This window comes from Actinophytocola sp., from assembly GCF_035942955.1.
Classification (GTDB): Bacteria; Actinomycetota; Actinomycetes; order Mycobacteriales; family Pseudonocardiaceae; genus DASYTH01.
In genome coordinates this window covers 1-10386 of sequence record NZ_DASZCQ010000157.1, presented here as the reverse complement: position 1 = coordinate 10386, position 10386 = coordinate 1, and the positions used below count along the sequence as shown (strand labels likewise).

Sequence of the window (10386 nt, the reverse complement as noted above, 5' to 3'; positions counted from 1 at the left end):
GTCCCGGTCCGCCCAGCGGTTCGCCGGCGGCGGGCCGTCGTTGGGCGGCGCGGGGTCGGGCAGCTCGGCCTTGCTCAGCGCGGCCGCCGACCGCAGGGCCTGCATCCACACGCCGGCCAGCCGGCGCTGCGCCCGCCCGCGGAACACCGGCAGCTCGAGCAGGGCCGCCTCGTCCGCGGGCGGCGTGACGGCCGCCTGCACGATCGCGCTGTCCGGCAGCACCCGGCCCGGCGCGATGTCCCGCTGCCGGGCCAGCGCGTCCCTCGCCTCCCACAGCGCCCGCACGATGGCAAGGCCGCGCGGGGTGCGGACCCGGTGGATGCCGGAGGTGCGCCGCCAGGGCTCGGCCCGCGGCTGGGGTGGCGGCGCGGTGCGCAGCGCCTCGAACTCCTCGAGCGCCCACTCGAGCTTGCCCTGTGCGGCCAGCTCGTCGGACAGCTCGTCGCGCAGCGGCACGAGCAGCTCGACGTCGAGCGCGGCGTAGTTGAGCCAGTCGACCGGCAGCGGCCGGTGCGACCAGTCGGCCGCGCCGTGCCCCTTCTCGAGGCGGTACCCGAGCAGCTGCTCCACCAGCGTGCCGAGGGCCACCCGCTCGAAGCCGGCCAGCCGCCCGGCCAGCTCGGTGTCGAACAGCCGCTCGGGGCGCAGCCCGAGGTCGGCGAGGCACGGCAGGTCCTGGGACGCGGCGTGCAGCACCCACTCGGCGCCGGCCAGCGCCGCGGCCAGCGGCTCGAGCCGGTCGCCGAGGGCTACCGGGTCGACCAGCACGGTGCCGACCCCCTCGCGCCGCACCTGTACCAGGTAGGCGCGCTGGGAGTACCGGTAGCCCGAGGCGCGCTCGGTGTCCACCGCAATCGGCCCCCGGCCGCCCGCGATCGCGGCCGACGCCTCGGCCAGCCGGCCGGCGTCGACCACCACCTCCGGAGTGCCGCCGAAGGGCTCCGTGAGCAGCACGGGATCGGGTCGTGCCGGCTCGGCATCGCCCGTCCCTGGTGTGCCCATGGTGCCCATCTCGCCAAGACCCTACGGGACGGTCTCCGGCAGGTGAGGCGAACCAGGAGATCTTGCGGTTGTGGTCCTACGATCGAGTAGCCGCGGTCAGCGGATCACCCCGGCCCGCATGGCCAGCGCGACCATCTGCGCCCGGTCGCCGGTGCCCAGTTTGCGCCCGATCCGGGACAGATGGCTCTTGACGGTCAGCGCGGACAGGTTCAGCCCCTCGCCGATCTCCTTGTTGGACTGGCCGTCGGCGACGAGCTGGAGTACCTCGACCTCGCGGGCGGACAGCTCGCGCGGCGTGTTGTCGGTACCCGGAACCCTGGTGCCGGTCGCGAGGATCGGGGCGACGCTCGGGTCGGCGTACACGCCGCCCTCGAGCACGCGCCGGACCCCGTCGGTCACCACCATCGGCGACGCGGACTTCAGCAGGTAGGCCTGAGCACCCGCCTGGAAGGCCGATCGGACGGCATAGGGATCGTCGGACGACGCCAGCACCACGATCCGCGGCCAGCCATGGCTGCGGAGCTCGGTGACCAGCTCGATACCGCTGCCGTCGGGCAACCCGAGGTCGAGAATCGCGAGGTCGCACGGGCCGGTGGCCAGTGCGCGCGCTCTTGCCTCGGCCACCGTGGCGGCCTCGTGGACGGTGCCCGCTCCCATCTGCGTGAGCCGGGCAGCTATCGCCTCCCTCAACAACGGATGGTCATCGACCACCAGCACCGAGAACAGCTCCTCCCGCGGGTGCGGGACCATGTTCGCCGGCAGTACACCGGCTGGCGTGGTTCGAACGGCCTGACCTAAGCCGACGGCAGCCACGTCACTACCTCCCTGGAGTCGGTCGTGCCCCCCGACCGGCACCGGGACTTTCGGCCAAACAGCCGCGCCGCCATTGGACCGAAAGTGGTGTCGACGAAGGCAGCCTAGCCGCCCAAGCGGGTTAGCGACATGATCAAATCGTGATATATCCGATCGAGTTGTCACCCGGCCGGGTTCATGTCACACGATTGGGCTAACCAACGGCGGTTACGTAACGCCAGAACTCCGGCACCCGATGAAACGAGGTCTGAGGTCGTGGAGGTCCAGACAACTGAGCGTGCATCCGACCGTGCAACCGAGCTCCTGCGCGCCGCTCCGGTCATCGACGGGCACAACGATCTGCCCTGGGCGCTGCGCAAGCGGTTCGGCCCCGACCCGGCAACCGTCGTCGCACGGATCGATCTCACCCGACCCCAGCCGGAGCTGCACACCGACCTCGGCCGGCTGCGCGACGGCGGCGTCGGGGCGCAGTTCTGGTCGGTCTACGTGCCCTGCGACTTCACCGGGCACGCCGCGGTCACCGCCGTGCTCGAGCAGATCGAGCTGGTGCATGCCCTGGTCGCCCGGTATCCCGACCGGCTGCGGCTGGCCCGCACCGCAGGCGAGGTCGAGGCCGCGATCGCCGAGGGAAAGGTGGCCTCGCTGCTGGGCGCCGAGGGCGGGCACTGCCTCGCCGAGTCCCTCGGCGTGCTGCGCGCGCTGCACCGGCTGGGCGTGCGGTACCTGACGCTGACCCACAACAGGAACACGCCGTGGGCCGACTCGGCCACCGACGAGCCGGCCGCCGGCGGGCTGACCGACTTCGGCCGGCAGGTCGTCGCCGAGATGAACCGGCTCGGCATGCTCGTGGACCTGTCCCACGTCGCGCCGTCGACCATGCGCGACGCGCTGGACGCGACCACCGCGCCGGTGATCTTCAGCCACTCCTCCTGCCGGGCGGTGCACGACCACCCGCGCAACGTCCCGGACGACGTGCTCGCCCGGCTGCCGGGCAACGGCGGGGTGTGCATGGTGACGTTCGTGCCCGCCTTCGTCTCGCCCGACGCGCCGCGCGCCACCGTCGAGCACGTGGTGGCGCACGTAGAGCACGCAAGGGAGGTGGCCGGCATCGACCACATCGGGCTCGGCGGCGACTACGACGGTGTCAGCGCGGTACCGGTCGGCCTCGAGCACGTCGGCCGCTACCCGGTGCTGTTCGAGGCGCTGCTCGACCGGGGGTGGAGCGCCGAGGACTGCGCCAAGCTCGCCGGTCGCAACGTGCTGCGGGTGCTGCGCGCGGCCGAGGAGGTCGCCGCCACGCCGAGCACGTAACTGGCAATTGGTAACGACTTCCGTTAGACCTCACGAGGCTAGCGTCAGCCTGCTGACACGCCGCTGGGTGGGAGGAGTTTCCCTGTGTTGCCAACATCTAGACGTGCCTCGGTGTTACGAACGGCCGCGGCGCTCGGACTGACCGGGGCCGTGGTCGTCGGCCTCGCCTCGTCCACCGCGACCGCGGTCGACAACACCTTGCGCAGCGACCGGGCGGTGCCCCGGTCGTGCACCGCGCGGTTGCTGCCGGCCGGGACGCCGGGCGTCGACCAGCGCGAATTCACGTCCACAGTGGACGGTCTGATCCAGGCCCGGTTGCGGCCGCAGGCCGGCCAGGAGGGCGACTGGGACCTCGCGGTGTTCGACAAGGCCACCGGCGGGATCGTTGCCGGCTCCGCGGCCCTGCGCAGCCGCGAGCTGGCCGAGAGCTTCGTGGCCAAGGACCAGCAGCTGGTCGTGCAGGGCTGCCGGTACGCCGGGCCGGGCCGGGCGGTCACGCTCGGCGTGGACTTCCTGGCGTTGAAGCCGGACGGCACCCCGTCCGGGGCCGCGGCGGCCACCGCCCCGCAGCGCGCCGAGATGGTCCGGGTGGAGACGCCGACCCGGCAGGACAAGGCCCGGCTGCAGGTGCTCGGCCTCGACCTCACCGAGAAGGCCGACGCGACCAGCGTCCACGTGGTGCTGGCCAACGACGCCGACCGCAAGACGTTGGCCGACAGCGGTTTGCGCTTCCAGGTGGTGGACGGGGACCTGTCGGCCACCGCGCGGACCAACGCCGAACGTGACCGCCGGTACGCCGCCGAGCGGGCCGCATCGGCCCTGCCGTCCGGGCGCACCAGCTACCGCCACCTCTACGAGTACGACTTCGAGCTCAAGGAGCTGGCCCGGCGGAACCCGAACCTGGTCAAGGCGTTCACCTTGCCCCTGCCGAGCATCGAGGGTCGGGACGTGGTCGGCGTCGAGATCGCCACGGACGTCAACAACGTCAACGACGGCAAGGCGGTCAACTTCACCATGGGCGTGCACCACGCCCGCGAGTGGCCGGCCAGCGAGCACGCCATCGAGTGGGCCTACGAGCTGGTCAACGGCTTCCGCAGCGACCCGCAGATCCGGGACCTGGTGAGCAAGACCCGCAACATCGTGGTGCCGATCGTCAACGTGGACGGCTTCTCGATCTCCAGGGAGGCCCAGCCGCGCGGCGACTTCACCCGGTTCGACTACGAGATGAAGCGGAAGAACTGCCAGGTCAACGACTCGCCGCCGGCGTTCCGCACCGGCGTGTGCATGGCCAACCCGGCCGGCCGGGTCCGCGGCACCGACCCGAACCGCAACTACGCCGGGTTCTGGGGCGGTCCAGGGGCCTCCCCCAACTGGTCCAGCGACACGTTCCGCGGCGGGGCCCCGTTCTCCGAGCCGGAGACGCAGAACGTGCGCCAGATCGTGTCCACCCGGCAGGTGACCAACCTGATCACCCTGCACACGTTCTCCAACCTGGTGCTGCGGCCGCCGGGGGCGCACGACGCCGCGCGACCGCTGGACGAGCCGGCGTACCGGGCGCTCGGCGACAAGATGGCGTCCCGCAACGGCTACATCAGCCAGCACGGCTTCCAGCTCTACGACACCCACGGAACCACCGAGGACTGGTCGTACTGGGCCACCGGCGGCTGGGGCTTCACCTTCGAGGTGGGGCCGAACGAGTTCCACCCGGCGTACGAGACCGGCGTGGTGGCCGAGTACCTGGGTCTGGCGCCGGCCGCGGGCGCGGGCAAGGGCGGCAACCGGCAGGCGTTCCTCGACATGCTGGCCGACACCGCCAACCCCGCCTCGCACTCGACGATCATCGGCTCGGCGCCGCGCGGCTACCAGTTGCAGCTGCGCAAGACGTTCCAGACGCCGACCGTCCCGGTGCTCCAGCCGGACGGGACGACCGGGCCGCCGATCTTCGTGACCGACACGCTCACCTCGGACCTCACCGCGAGCGGCGGGCGGTTCGCCTGGTCGGTCAACCCGTCCACCCGGCCGTTCGTGGCCGGCCAGTACGGCCGCGTCCCGCAGGCCCCGGCGCAGGGGCCGATCGAGGGCCTGGCCAACCCGGCCGGGGTGCCGGCGGAGAACACCAACTACCCGCTCGACCCGACCGCGGAGCGGATCCCGTTCCACGTCGACGGGATGCCGAACGTGGACAACGGCAAGATGACCGTGTCGGTGAACTGGACCTCCGACGCCACCGACTGGGACCTGTACATCCTGGGTCCCGACGGTCGTCAGGTGTCCTCGTCGGCGCAGGGTGGCACGAACTTCGAGACGGCCGCCCTGTTCGACCCGCCGCCCGGTGACTACACCGCCGTGCTGGTCAACTTCGACCAGGCGGACCCGGCCAACGTCGACGACTGGTCGAACCTGCGGGTCGAGTTCGCGTCCCCGACGCCGCCGGTGTACGGCCCCAAGGAGGCGTACACGCTGACCTGCTCCAACCGGCAGGGCCGGCTGGTCGGCCTCGCCGACGTGTTCGTCGACCGCGGCCAGACCGTCGACGTCGGCGACGTGTGCACCCGATCCGCCCGCGAAGCCAAACTCCGCAGCCAGCGCTAGGACGGCAAGCTCGCCACACAAGAAACGACGGCCCGCCGCGCGCTGCGCACGCGGCGGGGCCGTCGTCTCCGCCTCGAGCACGTAGCGGGTGGCGCCGACGGCATCCGGCCAGGTCGTGTTCGAAAGTGTCGCCGGGGTCGACCAATCTTTGGCGAGGGCGGCCGCCCCACGACGACAAGGGCAGGGCGAGGAACGAGCCCTGCCCGCAGGCGTCGTCAGCCGACCACCCACGCCCACCCGACCACCCACCCCGGCCCGCAACCACCCAGGCAACCCGACCCGAGGCCGCTCGCCGAAGGCGACAGGCGGCCTTGCCCGAGCTAGAAAACACAGCCCGAGCTATCAAATACCGCGGCCGAGGGTGGCCACGCCGACCGGGGGGAGGCCGACCACGCTGGCCATCAGGTCGCAGAAGGCCTCGCCGTGGGGGACGAGGTCGGCGGACAGCGGGGTCCAGGATGCGCGCAGCTCGAGGTCGTCGGTGCGGGCCGGGCCGGCGATGTCGCCGAACCGGGCCGAGGACGTGTCGGTGACCGTGCCGCCCAGCGCGGTGTACTCGGCCCCGGAGGCCTCAAGCGCGTCGGTGAGCCAGGACCAGCCGACGGCCGGCAGCAGCGGATCGGCGGCCAGCTCGGCGTCCAGCTCGGCCCGCACGTAGGCGACCACCCGCAGCACGCCGCCCCACGCCTCCTCGCCGTCCGGGTCGTGCAGCAGCACCAGCCGCCCGGTGGCCAGCACCTCGGCCGGGCCGTTCACCTCGGCGGTGAACGCGAACGCCCACGGAGCCAGCCGCTGCGGCGGGCGCACTTCCTCGAGGTGCAGCTCCGGCCGCGGGCGCAGTGTGCGCAGCGCCGCCACCGCCTGCGCGAACAGCTCGGGAGCCGCCGACGTTCCGGTCACGACTGGTAACTGTAAGACCACCCGAGTCGGTGAGCGAGGATGGCGCGCCGGGGCCAGCGGGAAGGTTCCGTCCACGTTCGGTGCGCATGGCACGATGAGTGACGAGATGACCAACCCTTCGCTTGCGGCCGCGCGCCGCGACCTCGCCAGTGCGCCGTTGCTCGTCGCGGCGGCCGGCGGCGTCCCCGACCGGATCCCGGTGTGGTTCATGCGGCAGGCCGGCCGCTCCCTGCCCGAGTACCGGGCGCTGCGCGCGGACCGCTCGATGCTGAGCGCCTGCCTCGACCCGGACCTGGTCTGCGAGATCACGATGCAGCCGGTGCGCAGGCACGGGGTGGACGCCGCGATCCTGTTCAGCGACATCGTGGTGCCGCTCTACGCGGCCGGGGTCGACCTGGACATCGTGCCCGGCACCGGGCCGGTGGTGGCGCGTCCGGTGCGCACGCCGGCCGACGTCGACGCGCTGCCCACGCTGGCGCCGGAGGCGGTGCGGCCGGTGGCCGACGGGATCGGGCTGCTGCTGCGGGCGCTCGGCGACACTCCGCTGATCGGGTTCGCCGGCGCGCCGTTCACGCTGGCCTCCTACCTGATCGAGGGCGGACCGAGCCGGCATCACGAGCACACCAAGGCGTTGATGCACTCCGACCCGCGGACGTGGCACGCGCTGCTGGCCAAGCTCGCCGGGCTGACCAGGACCTTCCTGCAGGTGCAGATCGCCGCCGGTGTCGACGCGGTGCAGATGTTCGACTCCTGGGCCGGTGCACTGTCCCAAAAGGACTACGTGGAGCTGGTGCAGCCACACTCGGCCTCGGTTCTGTCCGGTTTGGACGGCGTGCCGCGGATCCACTTCGGGGTGGGCACGGGGGAGCTGCTCGGGGCGATGCGCTCGGCCGGCGCGGACGTGGTCGGGGTGGACTGGCGGGTGCCGCTGGACGAGGCGGTGCGTCGGCTGCGGGCGGCCGTCCCGGACGGTCCGGCGCCGGTCGTGCAGGGCAACCTCGATCCGGCGATCCTGCTCGCCGACTTCGGCGTGATCGAGCGCGAGGTGCGCCGGGTCGTCGCGGAGGGGCGCGCGGCCGGCGGGCACATCTTCAACCTGGGCCACGGGGTTCTCCCCGACACCGACCCAGACGTGCTCACCCGCGTCGTCGAGCTGGTGCACGGTATGCGGCCGTGAGCACGATCGCGGTCGTGGGTGGGGGAATCTCCGGGCTGGCGGCCGCCTACCGGCTGCGGCGCCTGCTCGGTGCGGGGGCGCGGATCGTGGTGCTCGAGGCGGCCGACCGGCCGGGCGGCAAGCTGCGCACGGGGTCGCTGGGCGGTGTGCGGTACGACGTCGGCGCCGAGGCGTTCCTGAACCGGCGCCCGGAGGCGGTGGCGCTGCTGCGGGAGGTGGGGCTGGGCGACCAGCTGGTGCACCCGTCGGGCGCCCGGTCGACCGTGCGGGCCGGTGGGGCGCGGCGGCCGATTCCCGGGCGCACCGTCATGGGTGTGCCGGCCGAGGCGTCCGTCGTGCGCGAGCTGCTGTCCGAGGAGGGGTTGGCGGCGGTCGAGGCGGAGCGCCGGCTTCCACCGTTGCGATTGGACGGTCGGGACGCCGGGCTCGGCGGGCTGCTGCGGGCGCGGTTCGGCGCCGAGCTGGTGGACCGGCTGGTCGACCCGCTGCTCGGCGGGGTGTACGCCGGCGGGGTCGACGGGCTGGGGCTACGGGCCACCCTGCCCGCGCTGGCGTCCGCCGTGGACGCCGGGGCCACGTCGCTGACCGAGGCCGCCGGGGTTTCCTTGCCGTCGGCCGAGTTCGTCGACTCGACCCCGGTGTTCGGCACGCTGCGCGGGGGGTTGGGTGTGCTCGTGGACCGGCTCGTCGAGCTGTCGTCTGTGGAGCTTCGGTTGGGCTGTCCGGTGCGGTCGCTTGCCCGGCGGGAGCGGGGCTGGCGGCTGGGCGGCGACGTCCCGCTGGACGCCGACGGGGTCGTGCTGGCCGTTCCCGCGCCCGCGGCCCGGCGGCTGCTGTCCGATGTGGTCCCGGTGGCGTCGGCCGCGTACGCCGAGGTCGAGGTGGCGTCCGTGGCGGTGGTGGGGCTCGCGCTGCCGCCAGGGACCGAGCTGCCCCCGGCGTCGGGTGTGCTGATCGCCGCCGGCGAGCGGCACGCGGACGGAACTCCCTTCGCCGCCAAGGCATTTACCTTCTCAGCCCGGAAGTGGCCGCACCTGGACGCGGCCGGGCCGGTGCTGGTCCGCGGGTCCGTCGGCCGGCACAACGAGCCCGGCGCCTTGCGTGCCACCGATGCCGAGCTGGTCCACTTGATACGGTCGGACCTGGCCGAGCTGACCGGAATCACCGCACCACCGGTGGACAGCGTCGTGGTCCGCTGGGGCGGCGGGCTGCCCCAGTACGGGGTCGACCACCTCGACCGGGTCGCCGCGATCGAGCGCTCGGTGGCGGCGGTGCCCGGCCTCGCGGTCGCCGGCGCGGTCCTGCACGGCGTGGGCATCCCGGCGTGCATCGCCACCGCGGACCGGGCCGCGGCCAAGATCGCCGCGGACCTCGGCTCGGCCGGTTCGGCCGGTTCAGCCCGCGATGTCGGCTAGCGCGGTGACCCGGGTGATCCGGCCGCGGACGAGGAGCTCGCCGGGCACGGCGTTGCGGCGGCCGAACTGCTCGGCCGCCTCGGCGCCCATGTACCGGCCGCCGAGGCGGGTGGCCCAGGTGAGCAGCTCGTCGAGGTCCTCGGACAGGCCGGCCCGCGCCTCGATGAGGACGTAGGAGTAGGGCGGTTGCTGGTCGTCGACGCAGAGGGCGAACCGTGGGTCGCGGCGCAGGGCCTTGGCCTTGAGGCTGGTGCCGCCGGTGGTGAACACGACGTCGTCGCCGTCGGGGGTCTGGTCGATCAGGAACCAGATCGGCGTGACGTGCGGGCTGCCGCTCGACCGGGTGACGGCGAGCTTGCCCGTTCGGGTACCGGTCAGGACGAACTCGAGCCACCGCTCCCTCGACATGATCTGCATGGCACGTGCCTACCATGGGCGCATGGCCCGTATGAACTACGCCGAGCTGAACGACACGATCAGGTACACGATGTGGTCGGTGTTCCGGGTGTCGCCATGCAGCCTGCCGGACGAGCGCGGCCCGTCGGCCACCGAGGCCCGGGAGTATCTGGATGCCTTGGCGGACAAGGGGGTCGTGGTCCGCGGGGTGTACGACCTCGCCGGGCTGCGGGCCGACGCCGACTACCTGATCTGGTGGCACGCCGAGGAGATCGGCCAGCTGCAGTCGGCCTACACCGGGCTGCGCCGCACCGCGCTCGGCCGGGTCTCGACCCCGGTGTGGAGCCAGACGGCGCTGCACCGGCCAGCCGAGTTCAACAAGAGCCACATCCCGGCCTTCCTCGCAGGTGAGGAGCCCAAGCGGTTCGTCTGCGTGTACCCGTTCGTCCGCTCCTACGAGTGGTACCTGCTGCCCGACGAGGAGCGCCGCCGCATGCTCGCCGAGCACGGCAAGATGGCCCGCGACTACCCCGACGTCCGGGCCAACACCGTCGCCTCCTTCGCCCTCGGCGACTACGAGTGGATCCTCGCCTTCGAGGCCGACGAGCTGCACCGCATCGTCGACCTCATGCGCCACCTGCGCGCCAGCGACGCCCGCCGCCACGTCCGCGAGGAGATCCCCTTCTACACCGGCGCCCGCGTCCCCCCGGCCGAGCTCGTCGCCAACCTGCCGTGATCGATCCGTAGGCAAAGAAGAGGAGGAAGCGGTGGCCCGGGGGC

9 protein-coding genes are annotated in these 10386 nt (G+C 72.9%); 5 read left to right on the top strand and 4 right to left on the bottom strand.

The genetic code is table 11. The features are described 5' to 3' along the window. A partial coding sequence (locus tag VGX25_RS15860) for an HRDC domain-containing protein (protein ID WP_326918555.1) occupies nt 1-1002 on the bottom strand: 1002 nt, incomplete at its 3' end. Between the two features lie 96 nt (nt 1003-1098). After that, complete coding sequence (locus VGX25_RS15855) at nt 1099-1815, bottom strand: response regulator transcription factor (RefSeq protein ID WP_325161656.1); 717 nt, start codon at nt 1813-1815, stop codon at nt 1099-1101. A gap of 255 nt (nt 1816-2070) precedes the next feature. On the opposite strand from VGX25_RS15855, the gene VGX25_RS15850 reads away from it, so the two are divergent. Both VGX25_RS15850 and VGX25_RS15845 read left to right on the top strand, forming a co-directional pair. Next, nucleotides 2071-3126 (top strand): dipeptidase, encoded by a 1056-nt coding sequence (locus tag VGX25_RS15850; protein ID WP_414635830.1) that lies wholly within the window; start codon nt 2071-2073, stop codon nt 3124-3126. Nucleotides 3127-3237: 111 nt separating this feature from the next. Continuing rightward, nucleotides 3238-5718: a M14 family zinc carboxypeptidase gene (locus VGX25_RS15845; protein WP_326918554.1), complete on the top strand. Its 2481-nt coding sequence runs from the start codon at nt 3238-3240 to the stop codon at nt 5716-5718. 342 nt (nt 5719-6060) lie between these two features. Here VGX25_RS15845 and VGX25_RS15840 read toward each other — a convergent pair whose 3' ends face one another. Beyond that, a complete protein-coding gene (locus tag VGX25_RS15840) occupies nt 6061-6618 on the bottom strand; it encodes a DUF3000 domain-containing protein (RefSeq protein ID WP_326918553.1) in 558 nt (185 codons plus the stop codon). A 106-nt stretch (nt 6619-6724) separates the two neighbouring features. Here VGX25_RS15840 and hemE point away from each other — a divergent pair, with 106 nt between their 5' ends. Together hemE and hemG are read left to right on the top strand one after the other, a co-directional pair. Then, nucleotides 6725-7795, top strand: a complete 1071-nt coding sequence (gene hemE, locus VGX25_RS15835) for a uroporphyrinogen decarboxylase (RefSeq protein WP_326918556.1) — start codon at nt 6725-6727, stop codon at nt 7793-7795. After that, the gene (hemG, locus tag VGX25_RS15830; protein WP_326918552.1) at nt 7792-9210 is read left to right on the top strand and encodes a protoporphyrinogen oxidase; all 1419 of its coding nucleotides are present in this window, start codon (nt 7792-7794) and stop codon (nt 9208-9210) included. Before hemE ends, hemG begins: the two co-directional genes overlap by 4 nt. Here hemG and VGX25_RS15825 read toward each other — a convergent pair. Continuing rightward, the gene (locus VGX25_RS15825) at nt 9190-9627 is read right to left on the bottom strand and encodes a PPOX class F420-dependent oxidoreductase (protein ID WP_326918551.1); all 438 of its coding nucleotides are present in this window, start codon (nt 9625-9627) and stop codon (nt 9190-9192) included. The two genes, hemG and VGX25_RS15825, sit on opposite strands and share 21 nt — an antisense overlap. A gap of 22 nt (nt 9628-9649) precedes the next feature. Here VGX25_RS15825 and hemQ point away from each other — a divergent pair, with 22 nt between their 5' ends. Further along, complete coding sequence (gene hemQ / locus VGX25_RS15820) at nt 9650-10342, top strand: hydrogen peroxide-dependent heme synthase (protein ID WP_326918550.1); 693 nt, start codon at nt 9650-9652, stop codon at nt 10340-10342. Nucleotides 10343-10386 lie beyond the last annotated feature (44 nt).